The following is a 19,699-nucleotide window of genomic DNA, read 5'->3' as shown; positions in this document are numbered from 1 at the left end:
TCTCCTTCCTTACCTCTGCATTACTGAAATAATTTCTTTTCATCTTCAACAGGTGTCGTTGGAACCCGCTGGATCACTAATTGCACCCCCATTTCCTTCAGTTTTTTAAAGGCATCGACATCTGCTTCATCGACGGCAACTGTCGTAGCAACCTGTCTTTTCCCTTCTGACATATGCATATTCCCAATGTTGAGTTTCTTGATCGGCACCCCACCTTCAGCTAATTTCAACGCATCTTGCGGATTTTCAACCACCATGAAAATCTTTTGTTTTGGCGATGCTTTATGAATGATCTCGATGGTTTTTTGAAGCGAGAAATACCTCGTTTGGACGCCAGCTGGCGCCGCCATATCCATCAACCCTTGTCTGACTTTGTCTTTGGCGACCTTATCATTTGCCACTAAAATTAGATTTGCTCCCAACGTACCGTTCCATTGGGTGGCAACTTGCCCATGAATCAACCGATTGTCGATTCGCGTCAATAAAATATTTGGTTCTCCCATAAATATGTCCTCCTTCTATTTACTGCATGATTTCTGCAACCGCACTACGTTCTACTTCAATCACCGTTCCCGATTTCACCCTTAGATCGACCGTCTCTTTCCCCAGTGTTTGAATCTCCCCAATAATGCCGCCGTACAATTTGATTTTCTGTCCCTTTTTCAAAGACTGCTGCAATTCAGCGAAATAGCCCTTCTGCCTTTTCAGATTTTTCCCATTCAGGAAAGACGAGACCCCCAAAAAGAGGGAGAGAAAAACAAGCACCACGATTGAGGCTGCTAAGATCATTTCCCACATGTTTAAATTCCTTCTTCCTCATTGATTTCCTCATGGCCTTTGATCTTTCCGTGAAAAATACCGCTCTTGCCAATCTCTGCCAGTTCTTGGCAAAAACCCTCTGGATCGGCTGCCGTATAACTAGTCAACGAACCTTCCACTAGCATCAGTAGATTGATGCCGCCGATGACCTCGACTTGCGGGTCCTCATTGGTAGCGGTCATCGCAACATTAAAAGGGGTCCCGCCCACAAGGTCTGCACAAATCACGACCCCATCACAGGTTTCCTTTAATTGATCGATTGCTCCTTGCAACTCTTTTTCAAAGTCAGCTAACGGATTTTCCTCTAAAAACGGCACTGCTAGAAATTGTTCTTGGGGTCCTGCAATCATCGCAAGCGCATTTTCCATCCCTTGCGCAAATCCTCCATGACCTGTTAAAACCAAACCAAGCATCTTATGTCCTCCCCTCATTCTCAACTGGTAGTAACCACATATCCAATATAAACGCTTTCATTTTGTCTGTCAACAAATTTTTTGTTTTTATATAAAAATATCTTTGTTATCTTTAAATACGAAAAAGAGCGCCAAAACAATAATTGTAAAACAATAAACTACTTGAAAAAGGTATTGAAATTCATCGATAGCACGACAATAATGTTATTTTTAACTAATAAATCCACTGGTTTTTGTGTCCTGGTATCTAAAGAACCAGGAGTCACTCCACCATTCATCGATACAACAATCAACGTTGTTAAATAAAGGAACTATCAGCAAATTTGCTGTCTTAATAAAAAAACCAGTTAGGTATAATCCCTAACTGGTTTTGATCATCGCCAAACTCATTTTCCATTATGCGTTTTATTAAATTGTATTTCCAACATTACCAATACCACTCAGATGCCAGCCTGTTTTTAGTTCGGATAGATGATTTGCGTCAGTTCTCCAATCTTATCGTTATAAGCATCAGAAATAATGACAACGTCTTCTGTACTAAAAGCTTTTACCGCGGCGACTTGTCCATATTTCGAGCTGTCACACAATAAATAGGCGGTTTTGGCATTATTTAGAATTTCACGCTTTTTGTTCGCCTCTACCAAGTTGGGGGTGCTTACACCTTTTTCAGCATCAATACCATTACCACCTAAAAAAGCCGTTTGAAAGTTAAACGTTTGTAAATTTGCATCCGTCAATGGACCATTCAAGGATGAAATAACGGGATTGTATCGGCCACCAAGAAGTAAAATCTCGGCAGGAGTTTCTTGTTGAATTGTAAAGACACTCGTATTGGTAGTAATAATCGTGATTTTTTTATTAATGATTTTATGCAGTAACGCTGTACAAGTCGAACCAGAATCTAGGTAGATCACATCGCCATCGTGAACCAACTCAGCAGCCAAAGTAGCGATCGCTTCTTTCTCTTGGGAATACAAAGCAGCCTTAGCTGCAATCGGCATTTCGGAAGCCGTTGAACAAATCTTCACTGCGCCACCAGCCAACAATTCAACTCTTCCTGATTTTTCTAATTCTTTTAAATCCCGCCTCAATGTTGAGATAGAAACAGTAGGCAAAATGCTTTGCAATTGCTCTATTTTTAACAGTTCATCTTGAGCCAAAGCTTCTAAAATTTTTTCTTGTCTTTCATATGGAATCATAGCAACCTCCATTAATTGGTCAACTTCACTTTTTTTCAAATTATACCATACTTTTTCTCTTGGTATGAGCAAGGACTTTCATTGTTCGTCAATTTGATCTCGATTATAAGATAAATTTCTCATTAACAAAAAAAGACGAGGATTCGCTAATGCGAGTCCTCTAACCTTTGATCATTCTACTTCTAACTGACCAATCATTGCTACCCGTTTTTGGTGACGACCACCTTCAAACTCAGCAGCCAGCCATTCCTTAGTAATCATTTTCGCTAGCTCGATGCCCACGACGCGCGAACCAAACGCCAATACGTTGGTATTGTTATGCTCTCTTGAGAGCTTAGCACTGTATGGTTCGCTGCACACCACGGCTCGGATGCCCTTGATTTTGTTGGCAGCAATTGAGATACCAACCCCTGTGCCACAAATCAAGATTCCCAAATCACACTTTTGGGTTACGACCGCTTCTGCAACAGCCGCCGCATAATTGGGATAGTCAACGCGTTTAGCACTTTGTGTCCCAAAATCTTGTACCGTGTGCCCCAACGACTCCAAATAAGTGATGATATCAGTTTTTAATTCGAACCCAACATGATCACAACCGATTGCTAGTTTCATGCTTGATCCTCCTCTTTATATATTGAGATCAGTTCTTGATACGATTCTTCTTTTCCAAAAAGAGCGGAGGTCCCTAAAACAAACCCATCAACGCCTAAGGCGCTTAAGCGAGTCATTACGGCAGGCGAAATCGCTCCATCTGCCATCAATTGGTAGAAATAACGTTCCTTAACTGCAGCAAGCTGCTTTATTTTTCCTTCCACATGTGTCAAATATGCTTGACCTGAAAAACCGGGATCAACAGTCATTACCATCACGTAATCGATCAATGGCAGCAGTTCTTCGATCATTGCTACACTTGTTCCAGGATTGATGGCGATTCCGGCTTGTTTTCCCTTTTGCTTGATTTTGTTGATAGTTCTTGTAGGATGGCGATCTGCTTCAGGATGAAAATAAATGATATCTACACCCATATCCGCAAATTTCTCTACATACGCTCCCGGATCTTCAATCATCAAGTGGACATCAACTAAGGTTTCTGACCATTTGCAAATAGCTTCGATATCTTGAAGTCCCATACCAAAATTTGGAACAAATCGTCCGTCCATAACATCAAGATGAAAAATATCGATTTTCGCCGCTTGTAAAGCGGCAACCTCGTCCTTTAGCATTGAAAAATCAGCACACATCATAGATGGACACAAGATTTTTTTCTTCAAAACACTACCTCCTGTCAGCAAATGCTCTCACTCATTAATAACGCCAATCGCTTGTCCACAACGCCCTTGCTTCTCTGTCATCACTAAGGTTCGCTGTGCGGAATTAGTGAAAACAACGATTACATCCGTTTCTTTGCCCTGTGATGCCAAAAACGGAAAATCAACTTTTGCCAGCACACTCTCGGCAGTAACTTTGTCACCTTCAGAAACTTTGGTATCGAACCCTGCGCCATTTAGCTCCACAGTATCGATCCCAATATGGACTAGAACTTCTAAGCCATTTTTGGCTTTTAACGAAATCGCATGTTTTGTAGGAAACACAGAGACCACTGTTCCTTCAATCGGTGCTGTAACAAGATCATCTGTTGGTACCACAGCAAACCCATCGCCTAATAGTTTGGTTGAAAACATCTCGTCCTTCACTTGTTCAATACTTTTCACCACACCCTTAGCTGGTGCATAAATAACATTTTTCTTCTTAAATAGACCCATATTCCCCCTGCTTTCTACGCCAATGTCTCGTCTCGATTGGTAAATACAAATGCTAAGACTGCTGAAACCACCATTGAAATCAGTAAGCCGATCATCGCTTGTATGAAATTCGAGGAAGTTGAGCCTACAAAGGCGGGAAAAGTGGTGACACTACCAAAGACAAAGGCATTCGTTACAACTTGCATCAACCCTAAATAGGCACCACCCACAGCACCACCAATAATTTGCGCTAAGAAAAGTTTTTTATTTTTTACAAGTAAGCCGAACAAAGTAGCTTCGATAATCGCTGATAATGCGATCGTGACTAAGCCAGTTAAAGCAAAGCTTCGCAGTTTTTTATCTTTCGCTTTAAAGTAAACGCCAATCGTTGTACCTATCACGGCGAAGTTGCATGCAAAAGTAAAAGGAACGATGTAATCAAAGCCATAGGTCGAAACGTTATTGATCATGATGGGATTGACTGCCCAGTGGATGCCCAAACTTACGAGAACACTCCAACCACCACCAACTAAGATTCCAGTTAGCACACTACTACGTTCGATCAACCAATTCACCACATTAGCAACTGCTTCGCCACTATAGACCCCGATTGGTCCAATAACGATCACTGTCAATGGAACCATAATCGCTAGTGAGACTAACGGAACGACCACTAATTTTAAAGTCTCCGGTATGTGTTTGTCTAAGAATTTGTAGAGATATGAAAAAGCCCAAATCGAAAGGATGATTGGTACGACAGTCGAATTGTAGTTCATCAAAACGACTGGAATCCCAAAAAACTCCGTCGTTGCACCGTTGCCTGCTCCTCCCATCAATGCAATAAAATCAGGATTGATTAACGCAGCCCCGATCAATGCCGAGATATACGGACTGGCACCAAACCGCCGCGCTGAAGTAAACGCTAACAATACAGGCAAGAAATAAAATACACTCATAGAAGCAACAAATAAAATCGAATAAGTGCCGCTGTCTTCACTGATAATCCCGAGCTGAACAAACAAAATCAGCAGTCCTCTTAAAATCCCTGAGCCCGCCAAAACTGGGAGTAGTGGCGCAAAAATAGCAGATACAGCGGAAAAAATACTGCTGATAATACTGCCAGAAGCTTGTTCTTCCATGATAGGGCTACCAGAACTTTCGTTACCTTTAACTAACGGCTCAAACTCATCATAGAGCTTTCCAACTTCTGTCCCAATCAAAAGCTGGTACTGGCCCGCCTTATTAATGACATTGATCACTCCGTCGATATTCTCGACGGCTTGATCATCCGCTTTTGCGGTGTCATGTAACGTTAGGCGCAACCGGGTGGCACAATGTGTCATATTGCGAACATTTTCCGCACCGCCTATTTTTTCTAAAATATTTTTTGCCATCACTTTGTAATCCATCTTCCCCACTCCTTTTATTTTGATTGATTTGTTGGTGACAAAAATTCAAGCAGCAACTGATTGGCTGCGACTGCATCGTTTTGATCGATCACAGCTTGAATCGTAGCCAAGCCTACGTTATCGATCATTTGATCCATTTGTTTGATCATTTTCATGTTTTGCTCGCACTCTTTTGAGGCATGTTCAATTACAGGGAACGTATCAAAATAAATCACACCATCATAGTTATGCTTTTTGACATAATACAAGAATTCTAATGTTTTGAAGGGTGTTGCTGAACCGATCATCAATCCATCGTCGTTTAACCCATACCCATCATTCAGATGCACCCCGTATAATAACCCTTTTCCAGCAAACAGATCCGCAGCAAAAGCAGGATTTTCGTGTTTCATTAGCATATGGCAATAATCAAGGGTCACACCTACATTTTTGCGGTTGATCTCATTAAGCATCATTCCAGTGACACCCATACTATCAATGAACGCATAGGCTCTTGGTTGAAATGGTTTGTACTCGATACTGATTTTCAAATCTGGTGCGTAGTCAGCAATTTTAATAAAGGCATCTCGAATCTGATTCCAAACCTTTTGGTAATTGATTTGAAAACTATAGTCAAAGCCATCAAAACCAAGCCAAATGGTTACGACTTCTCCACCTGCTGCACGACAATAATCAGCAGCTTCTTTGCATAACGTTAAGGCATGCTGCGCAACCTGTGAGTTAGCATTGCCTAATTCACCGTTGATAAATTCTTCTCTAAATCGCAATGCAACACCATTCAATTTCAAATCAGCTTGTTCCAATCTCTCTTTCATTTCAGAGGCAGCCGTCCCACCGACGTGCTCCGGATAATTTAAATCTACATAATCAAGCCCCAATTCTTTGAATGCGCCAAATATATTGTCTAAATCATTTTCGTAAATTGATAAAAATGAATTGATTCTCGTTGCTAACTTCATCTTCATTCTCCTTAGCCATTTATTATAGACCCAGAATAGCACAAACTTTTTTCATTTACAACCACTTTATTTCATATTTTTTCAAATTAATTCACTAAGAAGCATTGCTTTTGTTGAAAGAAATACTTCAAAAAAGTGATTTTCAAGCATCTATTTTGTTAAAACTCACTTTTGAAATCATTTGAAATAAATTGATTTTTTGCGGATTATTTTAAAACACATTGTCTTGATTCACTGATTATGCTGATTTGACTCTATTCGTTTCAGAAAAAGGATCATTTGGCAAATCCTTAGCGGGCTGCTATTGAACTAGGCGCCCCTAGTAATGTATCCCCTCTCACTCTTTCGAATTGTTTTCACGTGAAACAAAAAAACCTAACCAACCAGCAGGATCGCTGTTTGATTAGGAAAGAGGCACTGCTTTATTGTTCGTTCAACCACGTGCGCGAGTGTTCAACTTCTTCATACGTTAACTGATGACTCGGGGTCCACACAGTTGAAAGGACTGCACCCCGGGAGGTGAAGATCTCTTGGACGTAAGCACTGTCGGCTAGGGAAACGATCGGGTCGTTTCTGCCAAAACTCATAAACACATGAGTGTCAGGCAAGGAATTCGTCGGTACATTCTCGACTGGATACATGGCGTGGTAGAGGATCGCTTTTTTGAAGTGGTCACTATCATTTAGTAATAAGCGAATGGCAATGTTGGCGCCATTGGAATAACCCACCAGTACCACTTGCGCTAACGAAAAGTTGTATTCTTTGGCGGCTTGCCGAATGAAATCGGCTAATTCGTCGCCGCGAAGTGCTAAGTCGGCTTCATCATACACCCCTTCAGCCAGGCGTTTGAAGTAACGGGGCATGCCGTTTTCTAAAACGTTCCCGCGAATACCTAATAGTGATGCTTGGGGATCAAGGGCTTTGCCTACTTCCAGCAACGACTGTTCGTCGCCACCAGTGCCGTGGAGCAGCACCAAAACTGGTGCGTCGGCTGCTCCTTGTTGGTAGATTGCTTTCATCGAAGTTCCTCCTTTAACTTGGTCGTTTGATATCGAAAATCTCCCCAATCGTTGCGTAAGAATTTCCCGCTAGCCGGCTGACTGCTTGTAAGGCACGGGGATCGATCTTGCCGTCTTGATAGACATCCTCTGCAATCTGGTAGCCGACGACTTCCAACAATAAGAGATCGGCAGTGGTCTGCTGGTCTTTTTTGATGGGTACGTGCTGATGCAGAATCGTTTCTACGCGGACACTGGCTTCTTTCAAGCCAGGAACGGCAATCATTTTCGATGTCGTTGTGGTAAATCCAGAAACCGTCAACTCGCTTTGGTCTGCGGGTAATAATGCCGCGGTTTTATTGGCCTCTTGGACATTTGTTTGATCCAAAATATGCACAACGGCTTCTTTCGTCGCCAACAGATTGCGGGCGGTGTCTTTCAGTTCCCCTTCTTTGCGCTGGATAGCCAACGAGAGGATCACGGGTTCTGAGCTGACGATGTTAAAAAAACTGAATGGGGCGATGTTGACGATACCATCGGCTGATTGCGTACTGACCACTGCCACTGGCCGTGGAATGATGGAGCCAATCAGTAGTTTATAATTTTCTCGTTGGGTCAAATCCTTGGGATCTAAATAGTGCATATAGCGTCTCCTTTTCTAAACCGATAAATCTGGCAAGCGATCTTCGATCTCTGCACGGCGGCTTTCAAATTGGGCTGGCAGCATCAACTGCTGTCCTAACGTTTCTAATGGTTCATCAACGAAAAAGCCTGGGGTTTCTGTTGCGATCTCAAAGACGATGTTGCCCCGCTCTTGGAAATAGACGGCTTTGAAATAATTGCGGTCTTTGATTTCAGTGACTCCGTATCTTTGATCGTACAAGTACTCTTGCCACTCTTTTTGCACTGCTTCCGTTGGCACAGACCACGCGATGTGATGGACGGTGCCGACACCCCAGCGCCCTGCTGGCAGTGCTTCATGGGGCACGACGATCTCATGAGCGAGGGTGCCTGCGGTATGAAGATGGGTGCTTTTCTCTGTTTTGTTAAAAATGTTCAGTCCTAGATCATCTGCCAGCGTTTGAATGGTCGCTTCTGGTTGTGCCGAAAGCAAGACGGCCCCATGAAAGCCTACAATCGCTGGTGTTTCCGCCGATTCTTCGGCTTCGACTAGCGCCAAAGACAGGTCATGCTGATCATGAAGTTCTAAAGTTGGCCGGTCAAACAATGTACTTTCTTGGACAGTTACTTGATGTTTCGCCAGATGATCTTGCCAATAGGCACTGCTGTCTTTAGGAATACGAAAGGCGATCGTGCCGACTTGTCCGCTTCCTACTCGTCCAGGATGGGCATTTGCCCAAGGGAAGAAAGTGATGATGGTCCCATTTTCTAACGCTTGATTGCTGTAATAAAGATGATACGTGTAGGGATCATCAAAATTGACGGTTTGTTTGACGAGGCGCAACCCCAACACGTCACGGTAAAAGGCAACGTTCGTTTGCGGATCGCCTACGATGGCTGAAATATGGTGGATCTGTTGAATGGGTTGCATACTATGTGCCTCCTTAGGCGCGTTTTGTATTGAAGGGTTTGATGACTCCTTCGATGTATTCACGGCGATTTTCTAAAAATGGTGCCAATGATAAGGATTCACCCAATGTTTCATACGGCTCATCCCCCATAAACCCTGGTTCATCTGTCGCTAGTTCAAAAAGAATATGGCCGATGCGCACATACAACGACTCAAAATAGTAGCGATCGACATAGCCAGAGTTGGCCAATCCCAAGTTATCAAAAACTTCTTGCCAGACTGCTAATGAGTCATGGTGGGCTAAGCGAAAAGCCACATGATGCACTTCGCCGTCCCCTTGTTGTGCTTGCGGGCTCGTGGTATCTTCCACTAAAACGATTTGGGCGCCATTGCCGCCTTCACCGGCTTCTAACAAATAACGATTGTCTACTTGATCAATGGTTTTGAAATCAAAAACGGATTCCAGCAGCCCTTTGAAATCTGCCAAGTAAGATACAGACATTTCGACAGGACCTAAGCCATAAATCGCAAACTCAGTAGGAACGGGTCCTTTTTTCCAAGGGATACCAGCTTTCACGCCAGTATTGTGTTCATCAGAGATCAGTTGATAGGCTTGCGTATCAAAATCCCAAAAGTGCAACACTTTTTTCCCAAATTCGGTGGTGATTGCCTCGTGTTTTACCTCAAATTCATCAAAGCGTGCGGCATAATAATCAAGGGCTGCATCACTGGGTACTCGAAAACTGGTGCGGGTGATCGAATTGGTTCCTTTGCTGCCGCGAGCGGTATTGGGAAAATCAAAGAACGTCATGGTTGTTCCCGGTGTCCCTAAATCATCCGCAAAGTAAGTATGGTACGTATAGATGTCATCTTGATTGACTGTTTTTTTCACTAAACGCATCCCTAACACATCTGTAAAGAAATGGTAATTCCGTTCCACATCACTTGTCATAGCCGTCACATGGTGTACCCCTAATAATTGGTCTTGTTTTCTCATTTTCTTTTCCTCATTTCTGATCGTAAGTTATTTTTCGTAAAATTGTTTTTAATTGTTGCAATTCTTCACTGCTAAGTTCGGAAAAACTCGCCGCAATCTTTTGTGCATGACTGGGAAAAATTTTCTCCATCAACGCCCTGCCTGCTTCCGTAATACTGACGTATGTTACCCGTTGATCTTCTTGGCTAGGTTCCCGTTGCACGCAGCCTTTTTTGACTAATTGATCGACCACGTAGGTTGTGGAGCTGCTGGCGATCAAGATTTTTTCCTTGATGGCTTGCGTCGTATGGGTGCCTTTATGGTAAAGCAATTCCAGTACGGAAAACTCTGTGATATTTAAGCCATAACAACGGACATCTTTTTTTGCCACTTGTTCCAAACGACTTGCCGTACGCAGCAAACCGATGTATGCTTTGAGCGCTTCTTCTTGATGCGCCATTTTCCTCACCTCTTTATTTCGAATTCGAGATAATCATAACTTACTTTTTGTAAGTTGTAAAAGGATATGCTTTGGGTATTTAAGAAAATAATTCATTGCTTATTTTTGTAAAGATAAAGAACACTTAGACACTAACGACGGTCCCGCCTTTTCTCTATGAACCCGCCAAATCTAAGAAAAAAAGCGGAACTCATGAAAGGTTCCATAAGTTCCGCTAAATATATATTTCAATGAAAAGGATTCGATCCATTCCATGTACTGATCGATGAAGCGCTGATTCCCACGCATAGTTATCTCTTTTTCAAACCTTTACAGTCGGCTGCACCTGCTTTTCCAAAGCCAGCAACCACTTTTTGCGTTCGACACCGCCGCCATAGCCGCCGATACTGCCATCGCTATTGATGACACGGTGGCATGGAACGATCAACGCCAATTGATTTTTTCCGTTGGCATTGGCAACAGCTCGGGTGGCTTTTTCATTGCCGATTCGCTGTGCCAATTGTTTGTAAGAGTATGTTTCTCCGATCTTCATCGCCAACAGCTGCTGCCAGACGGCTTTCTGAAAATCGGAGCCGATCAATGCAATTGGTATCGTGAAAACAGTTCGATTTCCTTCAAAATATTCCGTCAGTTCTTGCTTAAGCTGCTGGATGATTGCTGTTTGCTGGGGAATGATCACTGCATTCAAGCGGCTTCTCAAAACAGCAATCTCCGTTTCTAGCCCTCTGCGATCCACGAATTCTAACAAGTAAAGCTGCTGCTGGTCGCTGATTGCCAGCATCGATCCCAGCTTAGTCTCAAGCCAAGCAGAAGAAAGACTCTTTTTTTCACGGCTGTTGGAAGGCAATTCCCCCATAATCCGAGAAAACGCATCTCGAAAGCCGTTGCCAGAATCGAAACCGGCTTCTAATTGCGCTTGGATCAGCGGTTCTCCTTCACGAATCTGCTTAAACGCTAATCCTAAGCGGCGTGCACGGGAGTATTCGATAAAGGTCATGCCAAAATATTTTTTGAATTGTCGGCGTGCGGTATTGGGATGGATCGCTAGTTCTTCAAAATCTTTGTCGGTCCACTTTTTCTCTGGGTTACTCTCCACGGCTTCCACCAGGCTTTTCACGTCAGGGGATAAGTGGCTAGGCGAGCTGAGTGGGCGACATCGTTTGCAGGGACGATACGCCGCCAGCAGCGCTTCTTGTGCCGTCTGAAAAAACTCGCAATTTTTTTTGAGCGGTTTTTTCGCTGGGCAGGTGGGACGGCAAAAGACGCCGGTGGTTTTTACCCCAACGTAAAAAATCCCTTCATATTGCGAATTTTTTTCAATCAGCATGTCGTAATAGTGGTCCCGTTGTCGGCTATCTTCAATCATCTTGCGCATCCCCCCCTCTTTTCTACACTTACAAAAATACTTCGTGCTTGTACAAACATATGACCAACCATTGCAACAGCCTGCATTGGCAGTTCGAAAATTTGCCCACATCCTTCTGATGACATACGATCACCCTTTCCTCTGAATGACCTTAGTGTACAAAAAAACGGTCTTGGCACATCCCATAAAAATTAACACCAATTTTTTAAAAAAGATCGAAGGCAGTTGCCCTCCGATCCTTTTGATTTCCAGTTTGCCTGTTTTTCAGTGAATCTTAAAGCGGCACCTATAGGAACCTAGACCGTCGCCTTCTGCTTGACTTGCAGGGCACTTTTTTTCCGCAAGACTCGCTCCAAACGGGGGCGATTGTAGCGTTGGATCATGATGAATGGGCAATTAGCCAATAACGCATAGACGATCATCACCCAGCCCGCCCACGCAGGATTCCAGAGGAAAAAGAACGGTGCTGGAACCATCAGCAGCCAATGGGTCAGCTCTGCTCGGCGTGTCTCAATGACGAATTTTTCCAGATAGTCCTTTTGCTGTTGAGCCAAGCGGGATTTGTCAAAGCCTTTTTTGGCAATCACAGTGCCGTCGGGCAATTTGTCTTTCCACTGACGAATACGAAACACCTCCGACCAGATCCTACCGCCTTTTTCAAAGGCAAAAGAACGGAACCAGTTGGCATGACGTTCAAAAAAGGCATCACTGACTTTGCGCAAGCCAAAGGAGATGCCTAGATGTAACAGCAGCCAAGCCAAGCTGTCTGTAATGAGCAAGAGCAGTGGAGATAAGGTGATCAGCGGCATGTGCATCGCCTCCTATAAATTGATTTTGCGTCCTTTCCAGGTCACGGATTTCAACAAATGGGTTTGGATCCACGACCAACCAAATAAGCCTAGGAAAAAAAGAAAGTAACATGGGAAAAAAAGCAGCAGGATTCGGTTGAAATTGCCGACACGGCGGGCAAAGCACAGAGTTTGTCCAAAATAAGCAGCATAAAAAAGCAGTCCTAGCCAAAGCGGTTCCATCAGAAATGGTGCCGCCAGTACCCCAATGCCGCCGCTGATCCACAAGATGACGCCCGCCATAATCAAAGGGTGAGTGGATTGCGAAGCAGTGGCAAAGTCCTTCGTCCAGCCTTGAACAAGTTGACGAACACCAGCTGGATACATCCGAAAGGCCACTAAGTCTTTTCCACCATATAAGGCGATCGGCAAGCGTTTTTTCTTAAAGCGACTCGCTAATGCTAGATCATCTAAGATTCCTTGTGGCATGTCCTGATGTCCATTGGCTTGAAGGTACGCAGTTTTGCTGCACAAAATACACGGACCAAAGGCGCCGCCAGCTGAGAGTTTTTCGCCTACGATAGAAAAGCGGTTCAACCCGACAGGTAAGACGACATTAAAGACGGCAGACAGTTGTTCATACAGGCGCTTCGTTTGATGATAGGGCTGCACCGAGAGCAGTCCTTGTCCCGATCGCTCCTCATACGCAGCGAAAAGACGCTCTAAGCCATCTTCTGCTAGAAAGAAGGTATCGGCATCCAAAAATAATAGATACTTGCCCACCGCTTGTGAGGCGCCTAACCAACAAGCCGCCGCTTTCCCAGCAGAATCAGCAGTGGTTTGCAAGACCGTCGCACCGAAGCCCTTGGCACAGGCGATCGTCTCGTCTTCCGATCCGTCATCAACCACCAAAATCTCCACAGGATGAAGGGTTTGCTGCTGCAAGGACGCCAACAATTGCGGCAAATTTTCTGCTTCATTGCGGGCGGGGATGATGATCGACAGTTCTCCCCTCTCCGTCAAGTCTTTGGATGTGGCTGTCTCCTTGCGGGTGGGTATCGTCGGCAGGCGGAAAAAAATCAGCCAGCCTGCCAGCCAAGCAGCGCAAATACCAGCGAGCAGCAGGTACACAGTCATCATCCTTTCTTGTCTTAGTGTTCTCTTTTGGTGATCATCTCACTGACTTGCTGGCCACTGAGGGTCACCATCGGCATGCCGGCACCTGGATTGACCGTACCGCCAACGAAGTATAGATTGTCGTAGCGTTCGCTGTGTTTCGGGTGTTTAAAGCCATGATTTTTCTTGCGGTTAGAGACCGTGCCGTAGATGGCACCGCGATGTGACAAATAATTCTTTTGGATGTCTTCGGGTGTCCAGCGGTCTTCATACACGATGTGCTTACGTAGATCCGTTAAGCCCATGTTTTCCAGCTTGATCAAGATCCGTTCACGAAAGGCATCGTATTCCGCTTCCGTAAAGGGTTTATCCTGCAAATAAGGGATATGAGGCAAGATTTTGATGTTCTCATGCCCTGCCACTGTTTGCGAAGGATCGGTTTTGTTGGCATTGACCAAATAGATTGTTGGATCTTCTGGCAGCTGATGCTGATGGAAATTTTGATCAAAGTTTTCTTTTGAGGCATTTGAAAAGAAAAAGTTGTGATGCGCCAATTGCGGATAGGAGGTTTTGACCCCTAAGTGCAAGACAAAACCAGAACTTGCTGGTTCAAATTTTTCTTCCAGTTTTTGAGTAAAGGTCGGCGCTTCTTCTAACAGCTCTTCATAAGCTGGGATCACTTCCATGTTGGAAACAAAATAGTCGGCTTCGATCAACGTACCATCATCCAAACGAGCGGCACGGATCTGCTCCTGTTCAACGATCAATTTTTCCACTTTATGTCCCGTGTGGAAAGTGACCCCAATCTCTTTTGCTAAGCGAACGATGCCTTCGGCTAAACGGTGCATCCCGCCTGGCACGTACCAGACACCTTGGGCATGCTGCATGTAGATCATCATGTTCAAGACGGCTGGGGCGTCATAAGGAGATGAGCCGACATACTTGATAAAATAGCTCAGCATGTCTTGCAGCTGCGGATTGCTGACACGTTTTTGAATGGCATCATGCATGGAAGAGAAATAATCAAAGCCTTTCAGCGCTTTGATCACGCCGTGATACTTCAAGATTTCTTTCGTGGTATCTAAGCCTTTCTCGAAATAGCCTTTTTCCGTGATATCATAAATTTTTTGCGCATAGTCCAAAAAGTCTTGGTACTCTGCCATGTCTTTTTCTGACAAGTGGGGGTTTTCCTTTGCCATGCGGGCAAGATCGCCATAAAGATCGATCTTGGTGCCGTCAGGAAAAAAGGAGCGCCATTCCAATGGCAATCGGCGAATCGCAACATAATCCGCCATATCGCGATTGCTGCCAGTAAATAATTTTTCAAAAATCTGCGGCATCGTCAAAATCGAAGGACCTAAGTCAAAGCCGAAGCCGTTTGTTTCCAGTCGGTTCAACTTGCCGCCTAAGTGTTGATTTTTTTCATATAATGATACATCAAAACCATTTTGGGCTAATGAGACCGCCGCTGATAGACCACCAAGTCCGCCGCCGATCACTACAACTGTTTTTTTCTCTTTCATTGAATTGCTCCTCGTTTGCTTTAATGAACGTCCCTATTTAGCCAAACCTTCTCGTCAAAACAGACGGTTGCTTCTCACTGCAACTGCGTTTCTTGGCACTGTTTTGGCATTGGCAACTTGAATCAAAGGATCGTTTTTCTAGATAATTCTATAGTATCACACCTTTGAAAAAATGACGGGGATGAGCCTATCGGTCAACTGATGCTGTTTTTTTCTCAACCATGATTTCAGCAAATGAAAAAACAACCCGCTGGCAAAGAATGGAAACCCAGCAATCTCGCCCATTTAAGAAATATTCTTTTTATAACAATAATTACCAGAATATTTAAACATTTTTGACGTTAATACCAGCGAAAAACAAATATTCGTATGGTTACGAAAAAACGCATTTGAGCCGATTTGGAATATCCTGTACATTGAATGTAGCGAAAGTCCTTCCCCCAATCATAAAAAAAACAAAAGGGCCTTCTCAATAAGACATTGCTTAACAGTGACTCTTTTTGATAATGACACGTATTGTCGCCTTTTCCTAACACTTATAAGGAGTATTGATATGAACTTAAAAACGATCCAATCAGCCGAAGAATATGTAAACTTTTTTGACGTAGAATTTATCCACTCGCCCTGTTCTTATACACACCCAAAAATCTTTAATTTTTATCTCTCTTTGCGCCAACGATTCTTAGCGATCTATGAACAAGACGAGGGTACTTTTTTCGAAAAAATGTCGTTGCTATTAGATATCGACGCACAGCTGCAAATACTAAAAGAACTTTATGTTTTAAAAATTTCTTCTCTAAACGAGTATACGGAAGAAGAAATCATTCAGCTGACGGTCAAAGACAAAACCTGTTTCTATCGGGAATTGACCGGTCTTCAGCTAAACCAAAAGGCGCCTTGGAGTTTGATTTACTTAAGTGAAGCCCAATGATTCCGCCCAAATCGATCGATTGAATTGAAAACTGCTGGTTCCAAAGGCTTGCATCCGTACCTGATGCACTCCCCACTTCCCCTCCCCACACTCCTGCACAGCTGCGGAAAGTCAAGCCATTAAAAAAGAAAGCATCTTTCCTTACGTCTGTCTATGCAGTGAAGGAAAAATGCTTTCTTTTCATGTAAAAGGCCCTTTCTAGCAACTCTTTAGGTCAAAACATAATGGGAAACTAGAAGAGGTCTTTTAGGGCAAATTGGCGGGTGACGTTAGGATTGATCCGTTCAAGCAGCCGATTCCAGTCAGAAGAAGACGGGATCGTTTTGAAGACGATACATTCAACGATATCTCGAAATTCGGTCGCATGCTCGGCATAGTTCGTCACTAGCAGATCAATGGTATTTTGTTCTAAATACTGGGCATTGACTTCCCCTGAGTCAGGATAAAAGACTTGATGGGATCGGCTAAAATAGCGGTTAGACCCGCCTTCAATGTACTGAACGATATTGTTATTTCCTTCGAAGATAAAGGCGATATTTTTCCGGGGAAACCAATGACGTTCTCGAACAGATTCGATATAAATCACTAAGTTTGCACAAAAATCCGTCAGATACTCCTCAGAATAAAGGTTGTGGTACTCGCGACTATTTTCTAAAAACTCTCGGTAAGCAGCAAATTCCTTAGGAAAGGTTCTCTTAATAAACGCATTCACATCATAGATATTGCGATTGGCAGAAGTGGATAAGCACTCCTTCAATTTGGCAGAGGTAAAAAAAGATTCGATCAGAATCCGATCTTCTTTGGGCTTTTTCGACGATACCTTCAACATCTGATAAAAATCGTTGGTCAACGTGCGAATCTCAGTCCAATGATTATAAGAAAGACAAAACTTTTGTTCGACGATCACATTTTGCAGTTTTTTCTTTGTGATAATACTAACAAATAAAAAGATAAGTTCATCGTTCGTCAATCGACATTGAAAGTACTTGTCAATAACGCCATTGATTCGTTGAAAGTGCATCAGCTGAATACTGTGTCGCAAGGCGTGGTACAATTCAGCGTTGATTTGCACAGTCTTACCTTGCATAAATCGCTCAAGCGAAATATAGAGCAGATACGTGTATTGTGAAAACGAAACGGTGTGGTAACTATTTTTGTCAAACATCCTGCCGATTTCCGTTACTGCCTGCTGAACCGCAGCTGGCGGAAATACAGTGTGGGGGGTGCTGTCCGTTTCATAAAAAAAGGTACAGAAGAAATTGCGGATATCTGCTTCTTCCCCAACGATATTCATAGGATCTAATGCTAGCTGGAGATCAAAACGTGCCAGTTGTTCATGAATGCGCTGCAAGTACTTCGATAAGGTACTCTTGGATAAAAACAAGCAGTCCGCCCACTCATCGATCGTCTTTAACTCTCCAATAAAAATATTTTCCAATAAAATAAAGAGCGGTTCATTCGCTAAAAGCGAGGCTTTTTTCTTTTCATACTGTGAATAATCAAATAGTTCAAACGAATAGCCTTGATTGGTGGAAGTGATCAGGATCAGCCCACAGAAATACTCGTTGATCTGACTGATGTCTTTGCCAATCGTCCTCGTGGTACTAGTTGTTACTTCAGCCAATTGACTGGCACTACAAATTTCATTTTTTTCAAATTCACTTAGAATCTGCAGCCATCGGACGGTCGATTTGCTTGTGACAAAACTCAATTGAAAATTTTTCAAACATAAGCTCCTTACTAAAAAGTTTCTTTTTTGCGGCTAAATTACGCATGAAAGGCGCCTAAGCAGTCTCATTATATCGGTTTTCATCCTACATAAAAAATCGGTTTTTTCATAGCCTGATGAAAAAAAGCGTGGATTCCAGACTACTGTTGTATAACAATTATTTTATCGGCTATTGAAAATAGTGCAAGGATTTCGCTTTTGCTTTCATTAGAGACCACCTAGAGCGGATACGCATCTTGCTTCATGTTTGAAAAAGCTACTGCGTGAAAAACCACCTATGTTTTCTTTATTTGTCTAAATGTGTCTGACATGATGTTTAAAAGCTGCTCATATTGAGATTCTTGGCTTGCTTTTTTCACCCGTACGTTAAAGTCTTGCTCAATAAATTGTTTGGGTATCAACTGATCCATTTCTATTTTTGAAAGCCGCTCGGTACACTCCGCTAACAGTTGGTAATCCTTTACGAGTGTTTCAGGTAATTTATATGTTTGTGTAAAAAAGGAATAACTCGCATTCTTTTGAATCGTTAGTGCCACCTGCTTTTGAATCAAATAGTGTAATTTTTCTAATTGCGTATCCGTGACGGATCGTTCACCGTTTCGTTCAAATAATTGACAGTAATAGTCTAAAAATTCACTATTAGCCATCACTGTTTCAAAATCCGTTTTATTTATTCTCATCCGTTGTTCTCCTCTTTCATTTTTCCATCAACACTTGTCATCTTGGATTCGTTTTGACCGAAAAAAAAGAAGCAGTTTGGTTGTTGCTACTGCTTCTTTTTTGATTTCGGACAGTCATCTCTTTTTAGTTCCTTCTTAATTGCCTACTACTAAACAAGTAAAAAGAAATGATTAATAAAAATAAACCCACGATTGATGCTATTTTTGCTTGCTCACTTCCCGTTTTAGGTAATGAGCCTTTGTTAATAGCCGAAACATCTGCGACGATTTTGGTTCTCCCATCGTCTCCAACGGCATCCGAATCTAGCTGTTCTTCATCCAGCTTGTCGTCAGTTTCTCCGATACGCCCTTGGACTTGCACAGAACGAGTGCCTGCATTGCCACTCGCAGTCTGTGCAAAGCTTTGGCTAGGTATCACAAACAAAACAAACAGGAGGACGATTAGTACATATTTCCAATGACCATGTTTCACACAGTTCCCTCCTCGCGTTTCCGTTTGTCTTACTCAACCACTGGGGCAAAGTTTAGAACCAATTTAAAACTTGGATTGACCTCTTTTTCATCTTGTTGAGGCGTCGCCGTTCCAGAAAAAGTAAACTCACCTACATTTCCAGATGTTTGATTTGATCCTAATTCAAATAGGTCGGTTTCTAACACATCCACGACTCCATCGGTAATCAAGTCAATCTCATTGACTGCTAATTGCTTGATTGGCTCGATTGTTACCGGGTCAATGACATCCGCCACTGTAGCGATCACTCCTTTTGCAGAATTATTGGTGATCGTATAGGTCGGAGACACGATTTCTTGATGTCCTGATTCTTGCGTCGTATAGAACAAAGCGGTCGTTGGAATCGTTACATTGATCCACTCATTAAGGTCACCAGGGTTTGGTCCAGGGGTTGTGTTGTCAAAGCTGCCGATGATCCCGTTGATTTGAACATCCCCGCTGGTTTCTGCATTGATGGATTGTGTCGTCGCTGCCGCGGTTACACCTCCAGCTAATAAAGTCAATACTGCGATGCTTCCTGATACAATTGCGTTGATTTTTTTCATTTTT

General features: G+C 43.1%; 23 protein-coding genes. 1 reads left to right on the top strand and 22 read right to left on the bottom strand.

The genetic code is table 11. The features are described from left to right. Positions 1-20 precede the first annotated feature (20 nt). From agaV to IGI69_RS00950, 18 genes are all read right to left on the bottom strand, one after another. Positions 21-503, bottom strand: coding sequence for a PTS N-acetylgalactosamine transporter subunit IIB (agaV, locus tag IGI69_RS01035; RefSeq protein ID WP_005226769.1), 483 nt, complete (start codon positions 501-503; stop codon positions 21-23). Positions 504-522: 19 nt separating this feature from the next. Beyond that, the gene (gene yajC, locus IGI69_RS01030) at positions 523-798 is read right to left on the bottom strand and encodes a preprotein translocase subunit YajC (protein ID WP_086294404.1); all 276 of its coding nucleotides are present in this window, start codon (positions 796-798) and stop codon (positions 523-525) included. 2 nt (positions 799-800) lie between these two features. Next, complete coding sequence (locus IGI69_RS01025; protein ID WP_086294403.1) at positions 801-1,232, bottom strand: PTS sugar transporter subunit IIA; 432 nt, start codon at positions 1,230-1,232, stop codon at positions 801-803. Positions 1,233-1,690: 458 nt separating this feature from the next. Next, positions 1,691-2,443: a DeoR/GlpR family DNA-binding transcription regulator gene (locus IGI69_RS01020; RefSeq protein ID WP_128432109.1), complete on the bottom strand. Its 753-nt coding sequence runs from the start codon at positions 2,441-2,443 to the stop codon at positions 1,691-1,693. Between the two features lie 159 nt (positions 2,444-2,602). After that, positions 2,603-3,043: a ribose 5-phosphate isomerase B gene (rpiB, locus tag IGI69_RS01015; RefSeq protein WP_128432057.1), complete on the bottom strand. Its 441-nt coding sequence runs from the start codon at positions 3,041-3,043 to the stop codon at positions 2,603-2,605. After that, complete coding sequence (locus tag IGI69_RS01010; RefSeq protein ID WP_005226763.1) at positions 3,040-3,702, bottom strand: ribulose-phosphate 3-epimerase; 663 nt, start codon at positions 3,700-3,702, stop codon at positions 3,040-3,042. The genes rpiB and IGI69_RS01010 overlap by 4 nt, the downstream gene beginning before the upstream one ends. Before the next feature lie 27 nt (positions 3,703-3,729). Then, the gene (locus tag IGI69_RS01005) at positions 3,730-4,194 is read right to left on the bottom strand and encodes a PTS sugar transporter subunit IIA (protein ID WP_128432061.1); all 465 of its coding nucleotides are present in this window, start codon (positions 4,192-4,194) and stop codon (positions 3,730-3,732) included. Between the two features lie 14 nt (positions 4,195-4,208). Beyond that, positions 4,209-5,582, bottom strand: coding sequence for a PTS transporter subunit EIIC (locus IGI69_RS01000; RefSeq protein WP_438739386.1), 1,374 nt, complete (start codon positions 5,580-5,582; stop codon positions 4,209-4,211). Between the two features lie 14 nt (positions 5,583-5,596). After that, positions 5,597-6,541 carry a sugar phosphate isomerase/epimerase family protein gene (locus IGI69_RS00995; RefSeq protein ID WP_438739384.1) on the bottom strand — a complete coding sequence of 315 codons (945 nt, stop codon included), beginning with the start codon at positions 6,539-6,541 and terminating at the stop codon, positions 5,597-5,599. A gap of 422 nt (positions 6,542-6,963) precedes the next feature. Further along, positions 6,964-7,560: an alpha/beta hydrolase gene (locus tag IGI69_RS00990; RefSeq protein WP_438739382.1), complete on the bottom strand. Its 597-nt coding sequence runs from the start codon at positions 7,558-7,560 to the stop codon at positions 6,964-6,966. Positions 7,561-7,573: 13 nt separating this feature from the next. Beyond that, positions 7,574-8,182 (bottom strand): flavin reductase family protein, encoded by a 609-nt coding sequence (locus IGI69_RS00985; RefSeq protein WP_438739380.1) that lies wholly within the window; start codon positions 8,180-8,182, stop codon positions 7,574-7,576. Positions 8,183-8,197: 15 nt separating this feature from the next. Continuing rightward, a complete protein-coding gene (locus tag IGI69_RS00980; protein WP_438739378.1) occupies positions 8,198-9,091 on the bottom strand; it encodes a VOC family protein in 894 nt (297 codons plus the stop codon). 13 nt (positions 9,092-9,104) lie between these two features. After that, positions 9,105-10,067, bottom strand: coding sequence for a ring-cleaving dioxygenase (locus tag IGI69_RS00975; RefSeq protein ID WP_438739376.1), 963 nt, complete (start codon positions 10,065-10,067; stop codon positions 9,105-9,107). A 10-nt stretch (positions 10,068-10,077) separates the two neighbouring features. Beyond that, positions 10,078-10,506, bottom strand: a complete 429-nt coding sequence (locus tag IGI69_RS00970; protein ID WP_010748593.1) for a MarR family winged helix-turn-helix transcriptional regulator — start codon at positions 10,504-10,506, stop codon at positions 10,078-10,080. 301 nt (positions 10,507-10,807) lie between these two features. Beyond that, positions 10,808-11,872, bottom strand: coding sequence for a bifunctional transcriptional activator/DNA repair enzyme AdaA (locus tag IGI69_RS00965; RefSeq protein WP_438741480.1), 1,065 nt, complete (start codon positions 11,870-11,872; stop codon positions 10,808-10,810). A gap of 296 nt (positions 11,873-12,168) precedes the next feature. Then, positions 12,169-12,681 (bottom strand): glycosyl-4,4'-diaponeurosporenoate acyltransferase, encoded by a 513-nt coding sequence (locus tag IGI69_RS00960; protein ID WP_236550361.1) that lies wholly within the window; start codon positions 12,679-12,681, stop codon positions 12,169-12,171. Between the two features lie 12 nt (positions 12,682-12,693). Next, complete coding sequence (locus IGI69_RS00955) at positions 12,694-13,800, bottom strand: glycosyltransferase (protein ID WP_422705005.1); 1,107 nt, start codon at positions 13,798-13,800, stop codon at positions 12,694-12,696. An 11-nt stretch (positions 13,801-13,811) separates the two neighbouring features. After that, positions 13,812-15,299 (bottom strand): phytoene desaturase family protein, encoded by a 1,488-nt coding sequence (locus IGI69_RS00950; RefSeq protein ID WP_422705006.1) that lies wholly within the window; start codon positions 15,297-15,299, stop codon positions 13,812-13,814. Between the two features lie 553 nt (positions 15,300-15,852). Here IGI69_RS00950 and IGI69_RS00945 point away from each other — a divergent pair. Continuing rightward, positions 15,853-16,230 carry a DUF7006 family protein gene (locus tag IGI69_RS00945; protein ID WP_005232663.1) on the top strand — a complete coding sequence of 126 codons (378 nt, stop codon included), beginning with the start codon at positions 15,853-15,855 and terminating at the stop codon, positions 16,228-16,230. 232 nt (positions 16,231-16,462) lie between these two features. Here IGI69_RS00945 and IGI69_RS00940 read toward each other — a convergent pair whose 3' ends face one another. The 4 genes from IGI69_RS00940 to IGI69_RS00925 form a co-directional block, all read right to left on the bottom strand. Continuing rightward, positions 16,463-17,956, bottom strand: coding sequence for a helix-turn-helix domain-containing protein (locus tag IGI69_RS00940; protein ID WP_438739372.1), 1,494 nt, complete (start codon positions 17,954-17,956; stop codon positions 16,463-16,465). Between the two features lie 278 nt (positions 17,957-18,234). Beyond that, on the bottom strand, positions 18,235-18,639 hold the full coding sequence (locus IGI69_RS00935) for a hypothetical protein (protein ID WP_074536632.1): 405 nt from the start codon (positions 18,637-18,639) through the stop codon (positions 18,235-18,237). A gap of 124 nt (positions 18,640-18,763) precedes the next feature. Continuing rightward, positions 18,764-19,111 (bottom strand): LPXTG cell wall anchor domain-containing protein, encoded by a 348-nt coding sequence (locus tag IGI69_RS00930; protein ID WP_074536631.1) that lies wholly within the window; start codon positions 19,109-19,111, stop codon positions 18,764-18,766. Between the two features lie 29 nt (positions 19,112-19,140). Beyond that, positions 19,141-19,695: a hypothetical protein gene (locus IGI69_RS00925; RefSeq protein ID WP_074536630.1), complete on the bottom strand. Its 555-nt coding sequence runs from the start codon at positions 19,693-19,695 to the stop codon at positions 19,141-19,143. Between the last annotated feature and the right edge of the window lie 4 nt (positions 19,696-19,699).

The organism is Enterococcus sp. DIV1083b (assembly GCF_051713705.1).
Classification (GTDB): domain Bacteria; phylum Bacillota; class Bacilli; order Lactobacillales; family Enterococcaceae; genus Enterococcus_D; species Enterococcus_D casseliflavus.
The sequence above is the reverse complement of the archived record's forward strand: the minus strand, read 5'-3'. Positions and strand labels throughout refer to the sequence as shown.

Bases quoted from the DNA above. Each gene is read 5' to 3' on its own strand.
- rpiB (WP_128432057.1), bottom strand. From the start codon at position 3,043: ATGAAACTAGCAATCGGTTGTGATCATGTTGGGTTCGAATTAAAAACT.
- IGI69_RS00960 (WP_236550361.1), bottom strand. From the start codon at position 12,681: ATGCCGCTGATCACCTTATCTCCACTGCTCTTGCTCATTACAGACAGC.
- IGI69_RS00970 (WP_010748593.1), bottom strand. From the start codon at position 10,506: ATGGCGCATCAAGAAGAAGCGCTCAAAGCATACATCGGTTTGCTGCGT.
- IGI69_RS01025 (WP_086294403.1), bottom strand. From the start codon at position 1,232: ATGCTTGGTTTGGTTTTAACAGGTCATGGAGGATTTGCGCAAGGGATG.
- IGI69_RS01020 (WP_128432109.1), bottom strand. From the start codon at position 2,443: ATGGAGGTTGCTATGATTCCATATGAAAGACAAGAAAAAATTTTAGAA.
- yajC (WP_086294404.1), bottom strand. From the start codon at position 798: ATGTGGGAAATGATCTTAGCAGCCTCAATCGTGGTGCTTGTTTTTCTC.
- IGI69_RS00945 (WP_005232663.1), top strand. From the start codon at position 15,853: ATGAACTTAAAAACGATCCAATCAGCCGAAGAATATGTAAACTTTTTT.
- IGI69_RS00925 (WP_074536630.1), bottom strand. From the start codon at position 19,695: ATGAAAAAAATCAACGCAATTGTATCAGGAAGCATCGCAGTATTGACT.
- IGI69_RS00975 (WP_438739376.1), bottom strand. From the start codon at position 10,067: ATGAGAAAACAAGACCAATTATTAGGGGTACACCATGTGACGGCTATG.
- agaV (WP_005226769.1), bottom strand. From the start codon at position 503: ATGGGAGAACCAAATATTTTATTGACGCGAATCGACAATCGGTTGATT.
- IGI69_RS00990 (WP_438739382.1), bottom strand. From the start codon at position 7,560: ATGAAAGCAATCTACCAACAAGGAGCAGCCGACGCACCAGTTTTGGTG.
- IGI69_RS01000 (WP_438739386.1), bottom strand. From the start codon at position 5,582: ATGGATTACAAAGTGATGGCAAAAAATATTTTAGAAAAAATAGGCGGT.
- IGI69_RS00950 (WP_422705006.1), bottom strand. From the start codon at position 15,299: ATGAAAGAGAAAAAAACAGTTGTAGTGATCGGCGGCGGACTTGGTGGT.
- IGI69_RS00955 (WP_422705005.1), bottom strand. From the start codon at position 13,800: ATGATGACTGTGTACCTGCTGCTCGCTGGTATTTGCGCTGCTTGGCTG.
- IGI69_RS00980 (WP_438739378.1), bottom strand. From the start codon at position 9,091: ATGCAACCCATTCAACAGATCCACCATATTTCAGCCATCGTAGGCGAT.
- IGI69_RS00935 (WP_074536632.1), bottom strand. From the start codon at position 18,639: ATGAGAATAAATAAAACGGATTTTGAAACAGTGATGGCTAATAGTGAA.
- IGI69_RS00995 (WP_438739384.1), bottom strand. From the start codon at position 6,541: ATGAAGTTAGCAACGAGAATCAATTCATTTTTATCAATTTACGAAAAT.
- IGI69_RS00965 (WP_438741480.1), bottom strand. From the start codon at position 11,872: ATGATTGAAGATAGCCGACAACGGGACCACTATTACGACATGCTGATT.
- IGI69_RS00985 (WP_438739380.1), bottom strand. From the start codon at position 8,182: ATGCACTATTTAGATCCCAAGGATTTGACCCAACGAGAAAATTATAAA.
- IGI69_RS01005 (WP_128432061.1), bottom strand. From the start codon at position 4,194: ATGGGTCTATTTAAGAAGAAAAATGTTATTTATGCACCAGCTAAGGGT.